16 protein-coding genes and 1 tRNA gene are annotated in these 22,676 nt (G+C 51.5%); 8 read left to right on the forward strand and 9 right to left on the reverse strand.

What is annotated here, in order from left to right:
• Positions 1-76: 76 nt before the first annotated feature.
• From ABFD83_15155 to ABFD83_15170, 4 genes are all read right to left on the reverse strand, one after another.
• The gene (locus ABFD83_15155; protein MEN6358410.1) at positions 77-3,580 is read right to left on the reverse strand and encodes an efflux RND transporter permease subunit; all 3,504 of its coding nucleotides are present in this window, start codon (positions 3,578-3,580) and stop codon (positions 77-79) included.
• Positions 3,581-3,750: 170 nt separating this feature from the next.
• A complete protein-coding gene (locus tag ABFD83_15160; protein ID MEN6358411.1) occupies positions 3,751-5,208 on the reverse strand; it encodes an efflux RND transporter periplasmic adaptor subunit in 1,458 nt (485 codons plus the stop codon).
• Positions 5,209-5,259: 51 nt separating this feature from the next.
• Positions 5,260-6,663: a TolC family protein gene (locus ABFD83_15165; GenBank protein ID MEN6358412.1), complete on the reverse strand. Its 1,404-nt coding sequence runs from the start codon at positions 6,661-6,663 to the stop codon at positions 5,260-5,262.
• A gap of 49 nt (positions 6,664-6,712) precedes the next feature.
• Positions 6,713-6,979 (reverse strand): AbrB/MazE/SpoVT family DNA-binding domain-containing protein, encoded by a 267-nt coding sequence (locus tag ABFD83_15170; GenBank protein ID MEN6358413.1) that lies wholly within the window; start codon positions 6,977-6,979, stop codon positions 6,713-6,715.
• A 287-nt stretch (positions 6,980-7,266) separates the two neighbouring features.
• On the opposite strand from ABFD83_15170, the gene ABFD83_15175 reads away from it, so the two are divergent.
• Together ABFD83_15175 and ABFD83_15180 are read left to right on the forward strand one after the other, a co-directional pair.
• Complete coding sequence (locus ABFD83_15175) at positions 7,267-8,553, forward strand: IS66 family transposase (GenBank protein MEN6358414.1); 1,287 nt, start codon at positions 7,267-7,269, stop codon at positions 8,551-8,553.
• An 81-nt stretch (positions 8,554-8,634) separates the two neighbouring features.
• Positions 8,635-10,761, forward strand: a complete 2,127-nt coding sequence (locus ABFD83_15180) for an O-antigen ligase family protein (GenBank protein MEN6358415.1) — start codon at positions 8,635-8,637, stop codon at positions 10,759-10,761.
• On the opposite strand, the gene ABFD83_15185 is transcribed toward ABFD83_15180, so the two are convergent.
• Positions 10,762-11,283: a glycerol-3-phosphate acyltransferase gene (locus ABFD83_15185; GenBank protein MEN6358416.1), complete on the reverse strand. Its 522-nt coding sequence runs from the start codon at positions 11,281-11,283 to the stop codon at positions 10,762-10,764.
• A gap of 135 nt (positions 11,284-11,418) precedes the next feature.
• Between ABFD83_15185 and ABFD83_15190 the strand changes: the two genes are divergently transcribed.
• From ABFD83_15190 to ABFD83_15210, 5 genes are all read left to right on the forward strand, one after another.
• On the forward strand, positions 11,419-12,312 hold the full coding sequence (locus ABFD83_15190) for a dihydrodipicolinate synthase family protein (protein ID MEN6358417.1): 894 nt from the start codon (positions 11,419-11,421) through the stop codon (positions 12,310-12,312).
• Between the two features lie 12 nt (positions 12,313-12,324).
• Positions 12,325-12,792 (forward strand): hypothetical protein, encoded by a 468-nt coding sequence (locus ABFD83_15195; protein ID MEN6358418.1) that lies wholly within the window; start codon positions 12,325-12,327, stop codon positions 12,790-12,792.
• Positions 12,789-13,229 carry a hypothetical protein gene (locus ABFD83_15200; protein MEN6358419.1) on the forward strand — a complete coding sequence of 147 codons (441 nt, stop codon included), beginning with the start codon at positions 12,789-12,791 and terminating at the stop codon, positions 13,227-13,229. Before ABFD83_15195 ends, ABFD83_15200 begins: the two co-directional genes overlap by 4 nt.
• On the forward strand, positions 13,226-14,377 hold the full coding sequence (locus ABFD83_15205; protein MEN6358420.1) for an amidohydrolase family protein: 1,152 nt from the start codon (positions 13,226-13,228) through the stop codon (positions 14,375-14,377). Before ABFD83_15200 ends, ABFD83_15205 begins: the two co-directional genes overlap by 4 nt.
• A 94-nt stretch (positions 14,378-14,471) precedes the next feature.
• A tRNA-Gln gene (locus tag ABFD83_15210) sits at positions 14,472-14,547 on the forward strand.
• 144 nt (positions 14,548-14,691) lie between these two features.
• Here the strand turns inward: ABFD83_15210 and ABFD83_15215 are convergent.
• The 4 genes from ABFD83_15215 to ABFD83_15230 all read right to left on the reverse strand — a co-directional run bounded on the left by ABFD83_15215 (position 14,692) and on the right by ABFD83_15230 (position 19,429).
• Positions 14,692-15,912 carry a hypothetical protein gene (locus ABFD83_15215; protein ID MEN6358421.1) on the reverse strand — a complete coding sequence of 407 codons (1,221 nt, stop codon included), beginning with the start codon at positions 15,910-15,912 and terminating at the stop codon, positions 14,692-14,694.
• Positions 15,913-15,943: 31 nt separating this feature from the next.
• Entirely contained in the window at positions 15,944-17,434 is a 1,491-nt protein-coding gene (locus ABFD83_15220) for a fucose isomerase (GenBank protein MEN6358422.1), read from the reverse strand.
• Positions 17,428-18,993: a xylulokinase gene (gene xylB, locus ABFD83_15225; protein MEN6358423.1), complete on the reverse strand. Its 1,566-nt coding sequence runs from the start codon at positions 18,991-18,993 to the stop codon at positions 17,428-17,430. The genes ABFD83_15220 and xylB overlap by 7 nt, the downstream gene beginning before the upstream one ends.
• 67 nt (positions 18,994-19,060) lie before the next feature.
• The gene (locus tag ABFD83_15230; GenBank protein ID MEN6358424.1) at positions 19,061-19,429 is read right to left on the reverse strand and encodes a HEPN domain-containing protein; all 369 of its coding nucleotides are present in this window, start codon (positions 19,427-19,429) and stop codon (positions 19,061-19,063) included.
• Positions 19,430-19,652: 223 nt separating this feature from the next.
• Here ABFD83_15230 and ABFD83_15235 point away from each other — a divergent pair, with 223 nt between their 5' ends.
• Positions 19,653-22,670 (forward strand): extracellular solute-binding protein, encoded by a 3,018-nt coding sequence (locus ABFD83_15235; protein MEN6358425.1) that lies wholly within the window; start codon positions 19,653-19,655, stop codon positions 22,668-22,670.
• The last annotated feature ends 6 nt before the right edge of the window (positions 22,671-22,676 follow it).

The following is a 22,676-nucleotide window of genomic DNA, read 5'->3' on the forward strand; positions in this document are numbered from 1 at the left end:
TTAACACATCGCACGATGACGGTCAAGGTATGGCCCGGGATCAAAAAACCGGGCCATATTGCATTTGGTCTGCAGATTACTGCTCGTCGCTGCCGACTCCGACAGGCTCCAGATCGAGATCGCCGGTATCAGCCGCATGTTCTTTTTTATATGACTTCGGCGCGAACCTTCTGAGAAGACCCTGCCATGAGTCGTCGACCACTGTGTAGACGACAGGTATGACGATAAGCGTTAGCATTGTCGATACAATCAGACCGCCGATAACAGCTATCGCCATTGGAGAACGGGTCTCCGAGCCTTGACTTAAGGCCAGAGCTGTCGGTGTCATACCGCCGATCATAGCCAGAGTGGTCATCAAGATAGGTCGGAGCCTGGTCGGGCCCGCCTCCAGAAGCGCCTCATGCCTGTTCTTTCCACGGCTGCGCAGAGTATTGGTATAGTCAATGAGCAGGATCGCGTTTTTGGTGACCAGACCAATCAGCATGATCATGCCGATCATAGCTACAATGCTCATCGATTTACCCGTGAGCAGCAGGGCCAACAGCGCTCCAATCAAAGCCATCGGCAGACTGAACATAATGACAAACGGCGTCAGGAACGACTCGAAAAGCGCACCCATCAACATATAGACCAGCACTACAGCCAGCATAAGAGCTGAGATCATATATCCGAAGCTTTCGGTCATCATCTTGGTGGAACCGCCGGTGCCGATTGTTGTGCCCGGGATGGTGGGAGTCTTTTTCAGAGCCTTGTCAATGGCCTGATTGAGATTACCCATTTCGGCACCCTGCGCAAGGTTTGCGGTCACGTATATGACCCTCTGCCTGTTTTTGCGCGTGATCTTTGTCGGGGCATAGTCATATTTGACGTCGGCGACATCACGCAGATAGATCGGCGCATTGTCCTTTGTTCCTACTATCAAATTGTCGACATCGGATGTCTTGTTGCGCTCAGACTGGACATAGTGCACGCGGACAGGATACTCAGTGCCGGAGTCTCTGAGCTTGACGTCATCGTTGCCGTCGATAGCGGTCCTTGCAGCTATTGCAATATCCGACACGCTCATTCCAAGCTTCGACGCCTTGAGTTTGTCGACAATGATACGGCGCTCAGGCATGATGGGCTTATACGACACATCGACATCCACCGCACCCGGCACTTTTTGCATGACTGCAGCCACGCGGTTGGCCTCTTTGAATATGTCATCCATATACTGGCCCTGGACTTCTTTCTGGATGTTATTAGTTGGGCCGGACGTCCCTGATGACGTTGAAGCGCTGATCAGTTCGGCTCCAGGTATATCCGCAGCTTTCCGGTTGATATCTTGAACTATTGCAGCAAGAGAGCGAGAGCGAAGGTTCTTATCGACCACCTTGCCCGAAACAAACCCGTATTGAGGCCCGGTGTCGCCACTCCCCGAACCACCGGAACTGCTGGTCCCGGATGCCGCGAAATAGAAACCTTTCTGAGTCTCGGTATGATGCTTAAACCATGTTTTCGGCTTATACCAAACCGAATCAGACACTTTATAGTGAACCGGCTTCATCTCAGGCAGATCGTCCAGAATCTTCTCCACTCGCCGGATTACCTTATCGGTAGCGACAAGCGAAGTGCCTGGGGCTGTCCTTACGGTGACGCTGAACTGGCCCTGGTCGACATTAGGGAAGAAGCCAAATCCGAACGGCAGGTATATCGTCAGCGCGATAGCCGCCATTACAATGCCGAAACCTATAGCGATGGTCTTGCTCCTGCGGTCTATGCCTGCGGCGAATGCCGCCAGACCCAGCGCGATCAATGCAATTATGATCCTCGGGGCCATCGCTTTCATGGCCGCAGGACTTGCGCCGATTTTTGGAAGCGGCATAACCATCGAGAAAACCACAAGCAGAGAAACAAAACCAATTACAATCGTCAGGAACCGGTTATGCAAAGCCCACTCAAGGATGCCCAGATATTTATTGTCCAGGCTCTTAAGGAACCGCTCAAGAATATCAAAGAGCTTGCCGGCCATAACATCGAGCTTGTCCTTGAAAGATCCGCTGCCATGCTGCATGCGGCGGAGTATGGCTTCTTCATCTCGCTCCTTGTCCATCTCGCTCTTCATCCACCTTGAAGCAAGCATAGGCGTTAGAGTAAATGACATAAACAACGAGAACGCCGTGGCGACCGCGACCGTGACACCAAACTGTCTGAAGAACTGGCCGACAATGCCGCCCATAAACGCTATGGGCAGGAAGACGACTATATCGACCATGGTGATGGCGACAGCCGCCGCCCCGATCTCAGAACGTCCGTTGAGCGCCGCTGCCTCAGGATTCTCACGCATACGCAGGTGACGCTCTATGTTTTCCAAAATAACAATCGAGTCGTCGACCAGGATTCCTACAACCAGCGAGAGCGCCAGCATAACCATCTGGTTCTGCGTGAACCCGAATGCGCTGACAGGGATATACGTCGCCATGATGGACGTCGGGATCGCAATAGCTACGATAAATGTCGCCCTGGCTGTGTGCAGGAACAGGAAGACGATGATAACGACCAGCAATATACCTTCCAGAAGGCTCTTATTTACATCATGAAGAGCATCCTTGACGAATGTTGACTGGTCTATGGCTATAACAGGATGCACACCCGTAGGCAGTTGAGGCTGCAGATCAGCAAGCTCTCTTTTGATGCCGTCGGCCACATCGACCGTGTTTGCATCGGACTGCTTCTGAATCGCAAAGATGACCGTAGGTTTGCCGTTGAGCCTGATTACTCTGTCCGGTTCAGCTACGGTATCTTTGACATCGGCGATATCGCCGACCCGGATAGTCATTGCCGGATTGCCGTTCGAAGCCGCCACATAAATACGGGTATTCTCTATCTCTTTGGCGCTCGTATATTCACCGACGGTTCTGACGGAGTAGTCTCTCGAACCCTCCTTGATCGAACCTGCAGGCACATTGAGATTGGCGCCCTTCAACGCTTCGACTATCTTGCCTATGCCAATGCCGTATGCGTCCAATCTGTCTTTGTTGACGGCAACCGAGACCTCACGCTGATCGCCGCCATGCACGCTGACCGACGCTACGCCGCCGACCTTGGCCAGTTTGTCTGAAACGACGTCATCAGCCAGGATGCGCATCTCTTTTGACGGAAGATTTCCTTCAAGCCCTATAATCATGATAGGACTTGAAGAAATATCGAGTTTGACGACCTTGGGGTCATCGGCATCATCCGGCAGGTTGTTTCTGATCGCTGAGACTTTGTCCCTGACATCAGCCGCTGCCGCCTCAAGGTCCGTCCCCATCTCGAATTCCATAACTACGGAGGACACACCGTCCTGAGATGTGGATGTGATGTTTTTAAGGTTACCGGTTGATGTAACAGCCTTTTCCACAGGCTCGGTGACGAGAGTTTCGATCTCGTTGGGACCTGCGCCGGTGTAGACCGTAGTTATTGTAATATACGGAATATCGACCTTCGGATTATATTCCTGCGGCATACGCGACCGGGACTGAATGCCCAGTACGATCAACGCCAACACGAACATTGTTATGAATATAGGCCGCCGTATGGATACATTGGTTAGCCACATAATCTAATATTTCCCCATACACTCTATGCACATTGCGCCGGGCAGCGCCCAAACGCGAAAGTATTCATCGTTGCAACTAAGTAATTCACGGTAGATGACTTGTATGCGTAAGCTTCACCTCCAGGTAGGGATACCTGGAGGTATAAATACAAGTTGCTCGACGTATTTACTTAGTCGTGATCCTCGACCCTGACCTTTGCGCCGTCCTGCAGGTTCTGGCGGCCCGAAGTGACAACAACATCGCCGATCTTGATATCCGTAGGTGTCTGCACCTGCGCCATGGTCGCATCCTCAAAAATGACATTGACTACATGTCGTTTGACTTTCTTGTCTGGACCGACGGTAAATACCGACTGCGTGCCCTTTCTCTCATCAATTGCATCCTTTGGAATCAGGAGCACGTTGCGCGACATTCCGGTCACGATATTTCCGCGTGCAAACATTCCCGGACGAGTGTCTTTGCCCTCGTTTATACGAATGCGCACCGGGAAGTTCCTGCTTAAGGTGGAGCCGGACGGATAGATGTCGATGACGCTCCCGAATATTGCTTTCCCAGGCAGCGCGTCAATCGACACATCGACTTTCTGGCCTTTGCGGACACTGTCGAACTGCTTCTCGGATATCTCTCCCTTAAAGTAGAGAGTCGATAGATCGACCACACTGGCGAGAGCCTGTCCGGCGCTTACGACCTGGCCGGGCTCAGTGGTGCGGGAGGCAAGTTGACCGGCTATCGGCGATTTTATGTATGTATAGGAAAGCTGCTGCTTTGCCAGAGCCAGCGAGGCTTTAGCCTGCTGCACGGAAGCCTTGGCGGATTTGATGTCCTCTTGCCTCAACAAATTTTGAGAGGCGTTTGCTTTTGCCGAACGAAGCTGCTCGCGAGCGACGTTTACGTTTGACTGAGCCGCCTGGACATCCTCAGTGCGTCCGCCTTCTTTTATCAAGGAAAGCTGTTCAACGGCTGACTTATAGTTTGCCTGAGCGACTTTATAGGAAGTCTCGGCCACGTCATACTCAGCCTGAGATATCGCGCCCTTGTCGAGAAGCTGCTTGTAGCGTCCGAAGTCGGCCTTCTTGTTGTCAAGGTTAGCCTTCGCGGAGGCAACCTGGTTCTCCGCGACCATTCTCTCCTGGGAGCGCTGCGGAGTCTTGGCGACAGCCAATCGCGCTTTCGCAGCTTCCAGAGAAGACTGAGCCTGTTCGATGGCGGCATCAGTCTGGATCTTGGTGACCTTGGCATTAGTTTTGGCTTGGGACAGGCGCGAAATCGCTGATTCCAATGCAGCCTGGGCCGCCTGCAGGTTGCTCATAGCATCATCCTGATCCAGCTTCGCTACTATCATGCCGGGAGTTACGGGGTCGCCTTCTCTGGCGTATACGGCGGCCACTCTGCCCGAAATCTTTGCAGAGAGCACGACCTGATCAAGAGCGTTTATGTCTCCGGTAACCTCCACCGTCTGCTGCATGTTTCCCATGCTTGTTTGGTCGGTACTTACCGGAACGCCTTCTTTGTTCCATATCTGCTGAGTTGTGGGCGGCGGAGCCTTATGCGCGCGCATCTTCATCGCCAGACCCAGTCCTCCAAATATCAACAGTATTAATATTGCTATAGTTACTATCTTTTTCACTACCAGACCCCCTGGATATTAAATTTTGAAATGGAAAGCACTCTGTAAAGCCTATGGTTTGGTCTCTACAGGATTAAGCAGCGCCAGATTCGCCAGTTCGGGTATGCAGGAAGTGGCTCTCTGCAGTTGCGCCTGCGCCGTGGCATAGTCATACTGAGCGTTGACGTTATTAAACCTTGCCTGTGTAAGCTGACTTTCTGCATTAGTTACCTCGACCAGGATTGCAATCCCCGCAGCATACCGAACGTTAGCCAGCCTCAGGGCCTCCTCGGCGAGATCGACGTTTTGTTGGGTAGTCGCTACTCGCTTCGCAGCCTCTTCCAAACTCAGAGCTGCAGTGCGCACATCAAGCGAAACGCCGAGCTGCAATTGATTTAGGGTATCTTTGGCATTTTCAACGTCAGCCTGAGCCTGCTCAACTCGCGCTCTGGTGATGCCGCCGTTCCAGACTGGGATACTCAGTGTGAGCATACCCTGATAGTTGGAATTGGCCGTATTCAGACCGCTTGTGGCAAAGGTATATCCATACAACGCCGAAAGGGAGAGTGTCGGAAAATATGATGAGCGTTGAAGCTTTACACCTTTCTCGCTGAGCTTGACCACATCCTCTTGCGCCTGCACCTCCGGACGTTCCAGATAGGCTGTCTGGATGGCGGCGGGCACATCAACCGGAACACCCTGAATTGCCGGTACTTCTTTGATTACCTGTGTGGGAATGTTTACATCCACACCCATCACGCGGTTCAAAGCAGCCTGGGCGACCAGCACCCGGTTTTTCGCCTGGATAAGTTGCTGGTTCAAGTTGGCAAGATCGGTTTGAGCAGTTGTAAGATCAAACTTGGCCACAGTGCCGGCTTCAAACATTGCCTGAGTGTTGTTCAAACGTGTCTGAGCCACGTCTACGGCGGCCTGTGCAACATCCTGCTGGCCGCATGCGCGCAGCAAGTCATAGTAAGCCGTTTTGACGCTTAGTATAAGGTCCTCGGAAGTTGTCAGCAGGCTCAGATACCGGATTTCAAACTGATACTTGGCAATATCCCTGGTGTAGCCCAGCTTCTTATTTATATCGAGTGGAAGTGCGGCATTGAGCGCCCCATTAAGGCTTGATGCCCTCTGCAGTTGGAATGACTGCCCACTAAAGCTCGACTTCACCTCATTTTGTCTTGAATAGTTACCCTGAGCGCTGAACTGCGGATTGAACGCTGCCCTTGACTCTTCCACAACACCCCTGGACTTTTGCAGTTGATCGACTGCTATTTTGATGTTTGGGTTATATCGAAAAGCCAGCTCCAGCGCCTTATTTAGCGTTATCGGGCTTGACAGATCGGACGGGCATGGCGCCTTCAATACCCCACCCGGATTTTGAGAAGGGGCCTGAGTTTTGGCCTGCCCCTGCGCAAATACACCCGATGCACAAAATGCCAGAACGGCTATTGCCGCAATGATTTTCTTCAAATCCCTTTCCTCCTGACGCTATCTATCACATCACTGACGTTCCATCTGCTCATAATGTTTCATGTTCATCTTCAGAGACTGCCTGTGATTCCACACGCTTTATGCTCTCAAGCATTGATCCAAAAACTTCACTCATAACACCGATCTTGAATATAGCCAGCACATCGGTAGTCGGATGCTTAGCAACCAGCACCTTATCCCCAGGGTTTATATCAAGCTCTTTTCGAGCCTCTGCTGGAATCACAATTTGCCCACGGTCGCCGACAGTCGCGGTGCCGTAAAAGAGGTCTTCTAATGAATGACATTCCTTTGACACAAAATCACTCCTTTATGCAATGTTTGCAAAATCACACAAATCACACATGCATATTATCGCTATAGCATGTACATGTCAATAGGGTCCGGATTGATATTGTTGGGATAGACATAAATTTGTTGAATGCAACGCTTGTCGCGATTGCCAAGTTTCGCGTATTCTGTAACAGCTCAGTCTTGATGAGTATTTGCAAAAAATCTTGTATTTGTGCAGGTACTTTGAGGGTGATTGTCTAAGCGGTATGCATGGACAAGCCTGGTTATGAGGAATTAGCAGCTGAGAATGCGATGCTGAAAGAACAGGTTACTGCATTGGAGGCCGAAGTCGAGATGCTGCGTAATATGCTTACTGGCGACGGGTCCGGCAGCAGTGCGGCACCATTTGTAAAGCCTAACCGTCAGCAGCGTAGAGAAGCACAGAAGCAGGAGCGCAAAAAGCGGACGCAGTCTTTTTCCCGCAAGCGAGAGGTTGCAACTGAGGTAATCGAGCATTCTCTGGATGTGTGTCCTGATTGCGGTAAAAAGCTTTCCGGGGGTTGGGTTCACAGCAGTCGGCAAGTGATAGAGATTCCTCAGGCTCCGGTTCGGATCATCGATCATGTGGTTGTTGCCCGCTATTGCGGTGTATGCGGCAAGCGGGTGATTCCAAGTCTGGAGCTATCCGGCGAGGCGGTTGGCAAGAGCCGTTTTGGAATAAGGTTAATGAGCTTGATTGCCGATATGGCAACGAACTGTCGCATGCCCCATCGGACAATTCAGAGGATGTTGGCCGGCCTCTATGGCCTGCGAATCTCGCTTGGAGAGATATCGGAGGTGCTTCATAGGGTAGCGGATATGGGCAAAGGGATCTACAACGATCTGCTTTGGGAGATACGCGGTTCTCCGGTTGTGAATGCTGATGAAACCGGTTGGCGCGAGGACGGAGTCAACGGTTATATATGGAGCTTTTCTACAAAGAATGCTCGCTATCTACTGCGTGATCAATCGAGGGCAAGTGCGATAGTGACACAGACGCTTGGTGACGAGTTCGCCGGGGTCCTTGTAAGTGATTTTTACGGTGCTTATAATGCATACGAAGGTGTCAAGCAGCGCTGCTGGGTGCATCTTTTGCGCGATCTCAAGAAACTGCGTGAGAAACATGCAAGCAATGAATCTGTCGAGTGCTGGGCAGAAGCCATCAAGTCAATTTACGATGAGGCGAAAACTGCCGCAGCAGGAAACTATTCCCAAATTGACCGCTGTCGCTTACGCCAATGGTTTGAGGAGCGAATGCTGAAATTGGCTGCGCCATATCGTGACGCGAAGAGCGCACCACAAAGAGTTCTTGCCAAGCGAATTGAAACCTTCTTAGGGGAGCTGTTTTCTTTTGTCGACTGCGATGGAGTGCCCCCTGACAACAATGCAGCGGAGAGAGCTGTGCGTCCGGCTGTTATTGCACGTAAAGTCAGCGGTGGAACAAGGTCGACCAAAGGTTCTGATACTCGTATGGTTTTGCTGAGTCTGTTCGGCACTTGGAACCTGCAAGGCAAGGACCCTATTAGCACCTGCGCAAACATGCTCGCCGCTCGCATTTAAAACGTACTCATCGAAAGTGAGCTGTTACCGTATTCTTGACATAGAACGTATTGAGCCTTATTCTAGTAGAGTAGCTACATTATGCAAAGGACGGCACACATGGTAAGCACTGCGCTGCTCCTGGCCGCACTGATTCTTGCTCCTGTCATAGGCGGCGGGTTTGGTGAGTTTGACTATGCGACTATCGAGGTTCTGGTCTTGGCTGCGATTGTCGCATATATCCTGACGTCCATGCGCAACCGGACAAGTTGGGTGCGAGTTCCCGGCGCGATACCGATGATTGTCTTCCTTGCGCTTGTCCTGATCTCCACTCTTTTTACCGAAGCAATATACCCCAGTCTGCGACAAATTCTTTTGATATCGACTTGTCTGGGCGCGTATGTGCTCGCGTCTTCACTTGCAGTTGACAGCAAGGCCGCCGCGGCTCTGGTTGCCGGTGTGGTTGTTTCGGCTCTCGGCATATGCGCCGCAGGTATCAGGCATTACGCGATATCGACCGGCGGTGGAGCGAATTTCTGGGCTGCGCTGATGAGCCCGGGAGATCACATGCGGCTCTTTGGCTCATTTATAAACCCCGGATACTTCGCCGGGTTTATAGTCATTGCGCTGCCGCTTACCCTGGGAGTATATCTGGTAGCCAAACGACCGGTATTGGCAGTCCTCACAGGGCTGGCGTTTATTGTCGAGACGATCGCGCTTATGCTGACAGGAACCAAGTTCGGGATCGTATCGGCGGTAGGCGGTCTGCTGATATTCTTCCTGCTTGCAATAGGCACCAGGTCGATCAGACGCTCCAAGTTTACCAGACTATTTGTATTGGCCGTGTTATTGACTCCTCTTCTGATCACGTTTTCCGCTCCGGTAAAATCGCGAATAACGGCAGCGGAGGCGGGCGGTTCGCAGGTGCACTCGACTTCGTTCCGTATCAGCACATGGCAAGCCACTGTAAAGATGATTAAGGATCACCCGCTGCTCGGGGTCGGACCCGGGGTCTTTGCAACCGCATATCCGCGCTACACCATAGCCGGGCCGACAAAAGCCGCGCACCAGTCCTATTTGCAGACGGCATCCGAAAGCGGCGTGATAGCGATGATCGCATTTGTGCTGATTGTCTTCGCTGTCGCTCATCAATCGATTAAGGGAATCTTAAACCATCAGGCCGAGCATGCGGAATACACTGTCAAGGAACCGGCACAGACGCAGAACATATCTTGGTCCGATATCGTGCCGTTCAGCGGGTGGAGGATGGTGAACTGCGCGATATACGGCTCTCTGGCAGGCTCTGTTGTGAGAAACCTGGCTGATTCCGACTGGTACATCATAGGCATTGCTCTGCCGTTCTGGGTCCTGATGGGCGTGTTGGCGGCACAGTCGGGAGCCGTGAGAGCAATTAACAACCCTAAGCGATGGGCAAAAATTACAATATGCGCTGGTTGTGTGGTTATGGCACTGCTGAGCGGTTCGTTCGGGCTGGCAGCCTATATAGCGCCGGATCAGTTTGATGAGTCTCAATCGTTGCATACAGCTTTCAGAAATTATGAAACAGCCAGCCGTATATCACCGCTGGATCCCGTCTATCACCGTGAACTGGCTAAGTTCCTGGCGATGAACGGCGATCCGGCCGCTGCGAAAAAACAGATTGAGAAGGCTGCCTCGCTTGCTCCGACTGATGGGGCCACTTACCAGATCGGCGGAATGATAATGAAAGCAAACGGCAGACCAAAGACTGCCATTAAGTATTTTAAGATGGCGCTGATGTGCAGCCCGCACTCCACAAATACGCTCTATGAAATGTCCGAAGCCTATGGCATGTTCGGCGATACAAAAGACCGAGAGCGGACACTGTCGAGATTGTTGGATATCGAATACACCGATTATGAACTGCTAAAAGGCGCTCCCGAGCTTGTCGATACGACATTTGCGCGCGCTCATATATACTGCGGCAAGAAATATAAGGCCGAAAAGAATTACTCGCTTGCGGCAAATGAGTTTACTCAGGCAATAGACAGGCTGGAGCGCTGGAAATCAAACAGGCAGATGATCGATGTCGCACTATATGCCGGAATGATGAGCGAGCAGGAGAAACTTGATCTTTTGGAACTGCTGCGCGAGAGCTACTTTGACCTCGCCGAAGCTTGTGATGCGCTTGGGCACAAGCAATGGGCAAGTGAGGCAAGAAAAAAAGGCGATGCCGTTAAAGTAGAGTAATTAATCGCGTGTTCTAAACCGCGGTTCCGTGCCGTCTATCAAATGAGCAATACTGCCGTAGTGAGAGATCATTACATAAGCGCACCCTGCCAGGCCGAACCAGATGAAAGCTGTCGGCGCTCCTACAATTTTTAGTGTGACAGGAGCGCTGATGCCTGCGATTATTGCAGCGAGCGAGAGTCTATTGAAGGCCAAGAGTGATATCACATATATCGCCAGCACAAAAACCCCGGCAGTAATATTCACCCCAAACAGCACACCTAAAGCAACCGCAATGGCTCTGCCGTTATACTTGAACATCAGCCAGTATGGAAATGAGTGGCTGAGCATTACTAATATGCCTGCAAGAGCAATAAAGAAATAGGAATCCAGGCTTGCTGCGGCGAAGTACATTGGGACAAAACCCTTGATGACATTCAGAGATGGAACGAGCAGACCTCGCGCAGCTTTTGCGGGTATGAAACGATTGAAAGGAATTGACCCCAATAAAACGGCAAGGGCCAACAGTTGTATGCTTTTCATAGATACTATTATAGCGAATATGGCAAGCAATTTCAGATTGTATACTCGACATCAGACAATGAATGCTGTAGTATAAGGTATATTATTCGGGCACACTGTTCGACCTGGATACAAAGCTAACTCAAAGGATTTCAAATGAAACAGATTATCTCCGCTGCTATTACTCCATTCTATGATGACGGACGCCCGGACATGGAGTCCGCTCATAAACTGTATGAATTCAACCTGGCTAACGGCTGTGACGGTTTTTTCGTTCTTGGGAGCATGGGCGAATGGGCACTGCTGACACCGGACGAAAAAAAAGCGCTTGCAAAGTGCGCATGCGATACAATCGGCAATAAGGCAAAGGTTCTCCTGGGCATAGCCGATACGGGGCTTGCTAATATTTTCAGAAACATGGACAATCTGAGCAGCCTATCTCACTCTCACTGGGTGCTGATGCTCCCGGGCAACTGGGCAGGACCCGCTGATCCGGTGAGCTATGTTCACAAGATAGCCGATAAAGCCGACCGACCTATGTATCTCTACTACATTCCGGGTTTTAACGGCGTCACGATTACAACTCCTCAGTTCAAAGACATCCTCGCTCACCCGAAAGTAGCGGGGCTTAAGAATTCGTCAGGCTCGATCAGGACACGCAAAGAACTGCTTTTCCTGAAGCAGAGCATCGACTTCGATCTGTTTGAAGGCGAAGAGTGGGGTATCGACGAAGCCTTGATAGCGGGCTGTGACGGTGCCGTGGCAGGGTTTGCTTCTACTGCAACCAAGCTTATAAAAGAGATCGCTCGCTTGGTCGATGCAAATGATATTGATGGAGCAATAAAGGCGCAGTTCACTCTGGTCGATATTTTCCACAAGGTGTACGGCGAAAATGTTGAGTGGTGGACCATTGGTCAAAAATATGCGCTCCAGTATATGGGGATCATATCGTCAACAAAGTCGAGGATTGAGAGCCAGCAGAACCTGCCTGAAGATCAAAAAGCGATTATCAGAGCGTGCATTGACTCATATCGCGACCGGCTGATGTAGTTGGAGATAGCAATGGCAAAAGAGACGATGACGCGCAAGGCCGCCGACAATGATTACCTGCACAAGGACTTTCACGGCGCGCTCAGCAATGGTATAGAGTATCTGGACCGGCAATACGGCGAAGAGGCCGTAAGAGATTATTTGCAGCAGTTTGCAAATTCATTCTATGCACCCCTCAAGCAAGAAATTTGTAAGCGCGGGCTTGCGGCTCTTAAGGAGCATATCGAGCAGACATATAAAGTTGAGGGCGGAGAGGTCGACATCACTTTCTCTGAAGATGAGATGGTCGTGAAGGTCAAAGCATGCCCGGCAGTTACTCACATGCGCTCGCACGGCTATCAAGTGGCACGGCTGTTTGTGGAAACTACCAGGACTGTAAATGAAGCCATCTGTGAAGGCACCCCGTTTGCTGCCGAGCTGCTTGAATATGACGATCAGACCGGAGCGAGCGTGCAGAGGTTTGCAAGGAGGCCGCTATGATATCGTGCACCGAGTTTATCCCCGCCTACAGCGAACTATTCAAGTTTCTGCACGAAAAAGGCGGCGAGCAGGCTGTTAACGATTTTTGGAACTATCTGTCGGATAACTTCCTGGGTAACTTGAAAGACCTGGCCACCGAGCATGGGATTAGAGGATGCTGGCTCTACTGGACGCACACTCTGAATGAAGAGGCTGCCGATTTCACTATGACTCTTGATGAGGAAGAGGGTGTTTTCTCGATAGATATGCACTACTGCCCATCCAAGGGCAGGCTCCTCAAGCTCAAACACATAAAGCCTTACGATAATTACTGCGGCCATTGTCAGGTGCTCTATAAGCGAGTGCTGGAGCCGCTCGGCTTCGAGCAAGTCTATGATACCTCTCACTGTGATGAAGCGCGGTGCTATCTCGAATTCAGGTCAAAGGCGAAAAAATGATTATCAAAAACGCAAATGCTCTACTTGCCGATGGTAAACTACAGGCAACCGATCTCCTTATAGAGGACGGCAAGATCACCGGCATAGGTCAATATGACACTGCGGGTGAGATTATCGATGCCAAGGGCGCATATGTCCTGCCGGGGATTATGGATATCCATACCCACGGGATAGAGTGGCAGGCGGCAAAAGCAGGATCGATATTTGAATTCGCCAAGCTGGAGGCAAAGTACGGAGCAGCTACGTTCCTGCCTACATTCTTTGGCCCTCCCGAAGAAACAGTCGGGCGGATGCGCAGTATTCGCAGTGAAACGGACGAACTGAAAGCTGTCCCCAATGTGGGCGGGTTCCGGTTGGAGTCGCCTTATATTTTTCAGGCCGGAGGAGGCGCTTCAGGCGACCTTGCGCCTATCAGCCGGGAGCTTACTGATATGCTCCTTGAGGCGGGAGGCGGCCACATTAAGATTTGGGATATTTCTCCCGAACTGCCGGGAGCGGCTGAAGAGATAGAGTATCTCTCGAGCAGAGGTGTCATTTGCAGCCTGGCTCATACGCGCGCGTCAATCGATCAGACAAGGGAAGCAATCGATGCAGGCGCAAAGATGGTCACGCATCTTTTCGATACTTTTGTAATGCCCGAGTTTATCGAGCCGGGGGTTTATCCTGCCGGGTTGGTGGATTATTTGTTAATTGAGGACAGAGTCGCCTGCGAGATCATAGGTGACGGGACTCACGTCTATCCGATGCTGGTCGAGAAAGCGATTCGCTGCAAGTCAATAGACCGAACCATATTTGTAACCGACAGCAACTACGGAGCCGGTGTTGAACCTGGTGTTTTCGATTTACCCGGCGGCTGGGGACGCGCGCGTGTAGACGGCCCGAACAATGGTGTCCGGCTTATAGACAAAGGCATGACTCTCTCAGGCAGTGCGTTAACGCCCATAGATTCGCTAAGAAATGCGATACGGCTCTTTTCTAAAGATATGGCGACCGCATCCCGGCTTTGTTCAGCCTCTCCTGCCAAGCTGCTGAACTTCAACAAGGGTGAGATTGCTGTTGGCCGTGACGCCGATCTGGTCATACTTGATAAAGACCTTGAGGTTGACCTGACCATTGCTTCAGGCAAGGTCGTCTATAAGAAAAGCTGACCTGCCAAGCAGCAAAATTACTGAGCCTGACGCTTATTGAAATTGCATTGATATCTTGACGTTCAAAGCGGCATATGCTACTATAAACTGTCGCTGCCGGGTAGCTCAGTTGGAAGAGCGACTGACTCTGGATCAGTAGGTCCAAGGTTCGAGCCCTTGTCCGGCAGCCATTTTTCATTTTTCAGAATTACGCGACCCTGTCTAGACTATAGGCAGGGTTTTTTTGTTATTACGTGTCATCCTTGCCGCGTAAAAAAGGTGGCGCATTCTCCTGGAATGCGCCACCTTAGTAGATAATAAATTGTTTGTCTTTCTTATTGGTCTTGTTTTATCAGGCTCAGCAGAACTCCCTGACCCGGAGCGAGCCAGTCTGCTTCGCCGCCTGCGGGGAACTCTGCGCCGGTGTATTGGTTGACCATCATAACCTTGCCCGGCCACTTGAATATAATGCTGAAATTGACCGACTTGTGGATGTCTTTGTTGACCAGCATTACATAAGGTCGACCATCCGGGCTCTCGAACTCGCCGACCAGATAATTGCCGTTACGCAGTTCTTTGATGTATTTGCTTGTCTCGATACCTGAGCAGCCCTCCGGCACATTCGGGTAATGGAATACGTTTATACTCTTGAGCTTAAGATATGTGGGAGCCAACTGATGCACTTGCAAATTGACGTTCCTGACCATATCCCACGTGGGTGTCTTGTTGAGAAACGGGTCAAGCGGCGCATCACGGAAGTTGCCGTGGCTGGGAGCGATATAGGTAAAGTAGCCTAGGCCGCGGACACCATAAGCAAGTGAAGAGTACACCTGTATATAGAAACCGGCCTGAGAAGGAAGGGCATAGTTAAAATGAGTATTGCTCAGTATGATATTCCAGTAAGGAATATTCTGCTGCATCGCCTTCTTGCGGATTATCTCCAGATTTTGGTAGAGAGTGTCTCTCACGGTGCCGTCATCGAATAGGGCGTAGTGATCGTAGCAGAGAAACTCCGGCTTAACCATAGAGATGTACTTATCGACGTACTGGTCATAGTTGCCTATTACCATCGGGAAGAGATCGATATACGCAAGGGCCTTGGGATCTTCTCTGGCAATGGCGTTTCTCCAGTTGGCAAGTGTCTCAAACATGTCAGCGGTAGGCTCGTCCCTGAGATAATAGCCGCGCACAGTGGAGTTGCCTTTGAACGGGGCAATCACATCTTTGGCTCGCTGATCTATCTCCTCTTTTGAAAGACCGCTGGTCTGATTGGACATTCTCTTGTCATAGACGATGCACTTGAGGCCGACCTTCTTTACGACGGGGACATCCTCAGGTGCAACAAAGCCAGCCATGTTGAATCCGCAGTCTTTGAGATCGCTAAGGACCTTCTCGTCTCCAGGCAGCCATGTCCAGGGCATAATCACAAAATCATCCGGGGAAAGATCGTAGATTTGCGGACCCGGTTTCTTTGAATTTTCCGCGGCCTGCGCCGCACACAAACATAAAGTGACCAATAACAGCGTGATTACCAGAACCATAATCTTCTCACTCAAGTTACACTACTCCTTTGTCGTATCAATCGAACTATGCTGCATCAAATGGGTTTTCACCATGATACATCATCATCTTAGGCAGAGGAGTATTGATATCCTCCACACCTAAAAGCTTTAGTGCGTCGAACAGCGCTCCCGCGCAATGAGCAAATGCAACTGCCCCATGGTGAGGGAAGTGCTTAGTGATAAGAACATGCCGGTAGAAACGCGCGAAATCGGGGATAGCAAATACACCAATTGAGCCAAAGCTCATCGGGTCGATATCCAGAACATTGCCCTCGCAGACATAGCTTTCTAGTGAACACTCAGCGGTGCCCTGCAGGCGGAAGAGAGTAGTCGGGCCGGGTTTGATCCTGCCCTCAAGCGTCCCGCGAGTGACATCGGGGCTGGGAGCGTCGGGCTCGATAAGTCTGTTCATAATAAGCTGATATTTCATAAAACAGCTCTGCATCTGGCAGCTCGGTGTGTTGCCGCAGTGGAAACCCATAAACAAATCCTCGGCCAAAGCGCCCATAAGGTCGGTGCCCTGGATCATATCACGCGGGACGGTGTTATTGATATCTAGAAGAGTAGCCGGGCTTTCGCTTGCAAGATAACACATATACTCACTCAGCGCGCCATATAAGTCTACTTCGCATGCCACGGGGATGCCTCTGGCGGAAAGCCGCGAGTTTACATAGCACGGCACAAACCCGAATGCGTTTTCAAATGCCGGCCAGCACTTGTTTGCAAATACGCCAAACTCACGCGAGCCGAGGTTGTCTTGATAAAACTTCATCAATGCAAGCTCGAACTTGGCAATCTTGGGCAGCAGATCGGGATAGGTGTTGCCCTGACCCAGTTCTCCGGCCATGTCCTCTGCAATAGGCATAATTTCGGGATCGGTGTCGGGAATTTGGTTATAGAACTGCAGCAGGTCAAGCTCGCTGTTTTCCATTACTTCAACGCCGAGGTCGTAGAGCGGTTTGATGGGGGCATTGCATGCGAAGAAGTCCTGCGGCCTTGGACCAAAGCCGAATATCTTGAGGCCCAGCACTCCCAGAACTACTCGCGCAACCGTTACGAAGTGTTTGATCTTTGGAGCCAGGTCATCCGCCAGACCGACCGGCATTTTCGGAATATGCACCGGCAGGTGCCTCATGCCAAAGCTGTATGAAGCATTGAGCATGCCGCAAAACGCGTCACCGCGGCCGTCAATGAGCATATTTTTGCTCTCCTCGGCTGCCGCGCAGGTCATGACCGGACCGTTGAACTGCTCCGCGAAGATCGACAGCGGAGCCTCGGGACCGAAGTTGCCCAAATAGATCACGGCAGCGTTCGCGCCATATTCATATACCTCCGCAAGCGCTGCCATGGTGTCGTTTTCATTCTCGATCATAGTGCTACAGATATATGCCCGCACGCCGATCTTTGTCAGCGCATCGGACAACTTGCCAAGGCGGGTGCGGGTCAGCTCGATAGGAAAACAATCTCTACTGACGCCCACTATCGCCAGCTTGACTTCAGGCGCATTGCCTAACATATACAGCCTCCTCCTTTATCTTTGTTATTGACTATGTTCGACACTGCCTCAAAGCTGTCTTTGAGTGACGCATAGAGGGAGCGGTAGACATTATAGTAGTCGCGGTAAGTTTTATTGGCGTCGGTATCGAATTTGGTAGTATCCACAACTTGGATAATCGACTTGCAGGCATCTTCCACGCTCGGGTATATGTCCGTGCCGACTCCTGCGAGCAGAGCAGCGCCCAGCGCCGGGCCTTCATCTATATTTATAGTGACGTGATCGTAGCCGGTTATATCCGCCTGTATCTGACGCCACACACTGCTTCTGGCTCCGCCTCCAGATGCTCTGACCTGAGTAATAGGAACGCTCATATCCTCCAGAATGCCGAATAGGTCCTTAAGGCCGTATGACACCCCCTCCAGAACTGAACGCACGAAGTGCGCTCTGTCGCTGCGCAAAGTAGCACCGAAAAACACCCCGCGCGCATTGGGGTCGGCGTATGGCGCGCGCTCACCGGTCAGATATGGCAGAAAAATCAGACCCTCACTGCCGACAGAAACACGAGCCGCCTGATTGCACATTATGTCGTAAGGATCGATGTCAAGGCTTTTGGCGACCGATTGCTCTGCGTCGGCAAAGGTGTCGCGATACCACCTCAGGCTGCCGCCCGCGGAGAGCATTACACCCATCACATGCCACTTACCTGGCACGGCATGGCAAAATGTATGGAGCCTGAGTTTGGGATCGACCACAGGTTTTTCGGCAAACGCGAAGACCACACCCGAAGTGCCGACTGTGCTGGATATGATGCCCGGCTCGACTACGCCGTTGCCGACCGCGCCTGCAGCCTGATCTCCACCACCGCCGACTACCGGAGCGCCGTCTTTGAGACCTGTAATCGAAGCCGCTTCGGCGCTGATGCGTCCACTGACCTCTACACTCTCATAGCACTTGGGCATCCACTGCCGTGGGATATCCACGGCATCGAGCAACTCGTACGCCCAATCGCGCTTTACTACATTAAAAAGCGCCGTGCCGCTGGCGTCCGACACTTCGGTCGCGAACTCGCCGGTCAGCCTGAACCTGATATAGTCCTTCGGCAAGAGCACTTTCCTGACTCGAGCGTATGACTCAGGCTCGTTGTTGCGCAGCCAGATGATCTTACTCGCGGTGAAACCGGTCAGCACGGGGTTGCACGTCATCTCGACGATCCTGCGCTCGCCGACTGTTTGAGTTATCCATGCGCACTCGGTTTCGGTCCGTTGATCACACCAAAGGATCGCCGGTCGAATAACCTGGTTGTTCTCATCCAGAAATACCGAACCGTGCATTTGGCCCGAGAGCCCTATGCCCTTGATCCGGCTCGGATCGACTCCCGAGACTTGAATCACCTCTCTGATACCGGCTGCGGTCGCCTGCCACCAATCTTCAGGCTCCTGCTCGGACCAGAGCGGTCTGGGGGTATATAGAGGATAAGTCTTTGCGGACGTTGCAGCAACCTCGCCGTCTCTGCTCGCGTTTATAAGCAGGACCTTGACGCCGCTGGTCCCAACGTCTATTCCCAGCAAATAGTCCATAACGTCTCCCCGTTGGATTTTCTTGTGTATAGACTAGCGAAATTGTGTCGGGAAGTCAAAATGCGGGTCAGTACATCGACTCTTTGATCCAGTCGACTATTGTCTGGGCACAGCGCAGATGCAGACGGGCGGATTTGCGATCATAGTTTTGAGAAGGCACGCCTGAGACGGCTTCGGGGCTGCGAGTGGCGAGAAACTCCGGGTTCAGTTCGGCGGCGGCATTCATAACCTCCAGCGGAGCTTCAAGCGCATTGCACATCTGAATCAAGTTGTGGCCGCGCGGGATTTTCTTCTCCTGCTGAATTGTGGCCGCCCTGAGAGCCTGTTCAGCCGCCTGCTGCGCGAAGAACACGCTGGCGAAATACACCCCCGCATCCAGAAGCGTTACGGCAGCGGCATAATTCGCACGTGCCTGCGCCCAGCAAGCCTCCGACATTTTTCTCATCCCTGTCCAGCCTTCACGTTCCACTTTGCGCACCCTTTATTTGATAAGTGTTGATACCCTTAATTTAATGCAGCAAACGCATCAACCATCTTTCACCTTATCTTTTCCCGTTTCGAACAGACTTATAACGCAAGAAGGATGACTATTGTTGAGTATAATTGTGCTATACTAAGATAATAATTTGTTGCGCTTGCATTGAAGGATACCACAATCAATGAGAAGACGTTCATCAGCGAAATCCGTTTGTGCGAAATTGTGCTTTTGCCTGCTTATTCTATCAACAACGATCATGCCGCAATCGGGCGTATTTGCGAATGAGAAGGTGGAGCTCCGGTTATGGAACGTTCCGGAAAAGTCTAATCCCGACCCGCGCCTGGTGGCAAAAAGAAGAGTGTTTGAAGCATTTTGCCGCATGCATCCCGAAATTAGAGTAAGAGTGCTCTCACCTCTGGCTGTTCAGGAAGGTCCCGCTTACGAGAGCAGTGAGTTTTTGGCAATGGCAGGCGGCGTGGCGCCGGATGTGCTTACCCCCTACGTCCGCAAAATTCCAGCATATCGACAGCAAAAGTTCTGTTACCCCTTAAATGGTTATATTTCCCGATACCACAAAAGAAACGGAAGGCCTTTTGCCGGAATAGCAGCCCCAAGCGCGGCATGGGAACCGGCCATCGACGGAAAATCGGTTATTGCAATACCCCAGATGTTTTATGCTCTTGCCCTGCAGTGTGACAAAGCCGCTTTTGCCAGAGGCGGGCTTGCAGGCCGCGCTCCAAAAGACTGGGATGAGCTCTATAGATATGCGCGCCATATGACAATTGACCCGGCCAAGGAACCCAATTCCAAACCAGGCGACCGCCGTCAATACGGGCTTTCAATGCTTACGGGATATGCAGCAGGATGGCACTTTATCGATTATGTGTGGTCCGGCGGCGGAGATGTTGTGCACTCCTATTATCGCAAAAATGATACTCTTATTCCGACACCCCCGCCCATGGCAAATTACAAAGACTTAGGCATTGCCATATCGGATGCGACAGCATACTACCCCAAGCTGCAAAACGCCGACAATACTCTACACAAGCTCGGCGTGCCGACCGGATCCTCAGCCTATGACCTGGAATGGCGAATGGTTACAAATGAGCCAAAAGCTATGCGCGCATTCTACTTTTATCGAAAGCTGATCCATCAACCATGGCTGCGCAATGGAGACCATGAGTTTGATATCACCCCGGCAATGCTCAAATCGGGCAAGGCGACAGACCCACAGACAGGCAAGGTTTTTAACCTGAATGACAAGGCTGTCCGCAAACGCATTTATTGGGGAGTCACTCAGGCAAAAGATAATCAGTCGGGCAGGCTCGGAGGGGTAAATGTAGCCTACGCAATGCAAATTTCCGCTCTCAGTGACGCCGACATAGTCGATCAGAACCAGTTTTTTATTGCGCCGATACCTTCATACAAAGGCGAAAAACATGTGGCGTATGTCGCTGGCGATTATCTGGCAATAAGCGCAGGAATCATGGCTGAGGACAAACCCGGCAGGCACAGTCTCAAAGCTATTAGAGACGCTGCCTGGACATACATTGAGTTTTGTACAGGTCCGCAGGCGCAGCGCATAACGGCTCAAACACTCATCGGTTACGGTTTGGGAGAGTATGTGCGCCCGTCCATTCTCAAAGAAATCGGATACACGGACCTGCTTGCGCGACAGTCACAGGCGACAAAACAGCTCTGGAATGACATTGAGACCAACGGAAGAGTCGAGCCATACTGCCCAGGCTGGACTAATGTGCAGACCCGAGAGCTCAATATGCCTCTCGAAACCCTTATAAACGATACTCCAAACCCAAACACCGGCAAGTTCAAGTATGACCCACAGCGGATTATGGATGACACCGTGCGCAACGTGAACACCATGATATTGGGCAAAATGCCCGATTCGGAGGTTACGCGCCGTTCGAGAATAGGCTGGATTATCTTTGCTATTATGGCTGTTGCTCTGACGCTGGCCGCCCACAAAGTAGTCCGGCTGGCAATGGGCAGCCAGGCAAAGGTAGATGACAATGAAGGCTTTGGAGTCGGCGGCAATAAAGCGCGCAAGCGGCTCTATGCGTGGCTGTTTCTGATCCCCGCTGTCGGCACGATTGCCGTCTGGGCGTACTACCCGCTCTTGCGTGGATTGCTGATGGCATTCCAGGATTACAAAATACTGGGCGGCTCAAGCTTTGTCGGCCTGAGAAACTTTATAGAAGCAGTCAGCGAGCCTAAGTTCTGGCAATATCTGCTGCAGACTCTACAGTATATGATAATGCTTGTCGGGCTTGGATTCCTGGCGCCTATCGGGCTTGCAATACTGCTCACGGAAATACCAAGGTTTAAGGTGCTCTTCCGCACTATTTTCTATCTGCCTGCCGTAACGACAGGAGTTGTAACACTCTTTCTCTGGAAATGGCTGATCTACGACCCTACGGAGTTCGGCGTCATCAACAGCCTGATTCTCTGGTTTAACAAAATACCAACGCCGCTTGCGGTGTTCATAAAGCTTGCCGTGCTCGCGGTAGGTATATTGATTGCAGCCTCACTACTGCTGCAGGCAGGTGCAAAAACAAACTCCAGTCGAGAGAGATGGCTTGCAGGCATACTCGGCGGCGCATTGGGAGCTATGATAGTCGGCTACATGATTGGCCTGCTTTCTTCCGGTGGAGCGCATGCCGTTTGTGCGACCTTTGGCGGCAAGTTCAACTTCAGCATTCAATCGTTCCTGAGAGACCCGAGTCTGGCGATGTTGTGGCTGGTAATCCCGGTTATATGGGCGGGAACAGGGCCGGGATGTTTGATATACCTGGCTGCCATGAAGGGAATCCCTGAGGAGCAGTATGAGGCCGCTGACCTGGATGGCGCAGGCTTCTGGCAAAAAATTATAAATATAATGTACCCGAACCTGCAGGCGCTCATTATCATCAACCTCGTTGGAGCAGTTGTAGCCGGGTTTAAAGAATCCAGCAACATCTTCCTGATGACCGGCGGCGGCCCGCAGGATGCCACGATGACCACTGGTTTGTATATATGGTACAACGCATTTATGTTCCTCAACTTTGGCCTATCCACGGCCATGGCATGGATTATGGGCGCAATACTACTCGGGTTTACATTAAAGCAGCTTCAGATACTAAATAAGATCCAGTTCCGCAACACATCCGTGGATCAGGAAGCAAAAGGCGCGAAGGGATAAGGCAGA

Source organism: Armatimonadota bacterium, from assembly GCA_039679645.1.
GTDB lineage: Bacteria > Armatimonadota > UBA5829 > UBA5829 > UBA5829 > UBA5829.

Bases quoted from the DNA above. Each gene is read 5' to 3' on its own strand.
- ABFD83_15155 (MEN6358410.1), bottom strand. From the start codon at position 3,580: ATGTGGCTAACCAATGTATCCATACGGCGGCCTATATTCATAACAATG.
- ABFD83_15175 (MEN6358414.1), top strand. From the start codon at position 7,267: ATGCTGAAAGAACAGGTTACTGCATTGGAGGCCGAAGTCGAGATGCTG.
- ABFD83_15180 (MEN6358415.1), top strand. From the start codon at position 8,635: ATGCAAAGGACGGCACACATGGTAAGCACTGCGCTGCTCCTGGCCGCA.
- ABFD83_15185 (MEN6358416.1), bottom strand. From the start codon at position 11,283: ATGAAAAGCATACAACTGTTGGCCCTTGCCGTTTTATTGGGGTCAATT.
- ABFD83_15190 (MEN6358417.1), top strand. From the start codon at position 11,419: ATGAAACAGATTATCTCCGCTGCTATTACTCCATTCTATGATGACGGA.
- ABFD83_15195 (MEN6358418.1), top strand. From the start codon at position 12,325: ATGGCAAAAGAGACGATGACGCGCAAGGCCGCCGACAATGATTACCTG.
- ABFD83_15200 (MEN6358419.1), top strand. From the start codon at position 12,789: ATGATATCGTGCACCGAGTTTATCCCCGCCTACAGCGAACTATTCAAG.
- ABFD83_15205 (MEN6358420.1), top strand. From the start codon at position 13,226: ATGATTATCAAAAACGCAAATGCTCTACTTGCCGATGGTAAACTACAG.
- ABFD83_15220 (MEN6358422.1), bottom strand. From the start codon at position 17,434: ATGTTAGGCAATGCGCCTGAAGTCAAGCTGGCGATAGTGGGCGTCAGT.
- xylB (MEN6358423.1), bottom strand. From the start codon at position 18,993: ATGGACTATTTGCTGGGAATAGACGTTGGGACCAGCGGCGTCAAGGTC.
- ABFD83_15230 (MEN6358424.1), bottom strand. From the start codon at position 19,429: ATGTCGGAGGCTTGCTGGGCGCAGGCACGTGCGAATTATGCCGCTGCC.
- ABFD83_15235 (MEN6358425.1), top strand. From the start codon at position 19,653: ATGAGAAGACGTTCATCAGCGAAATCCGTTTGTGCGAAATTGTGCTTT.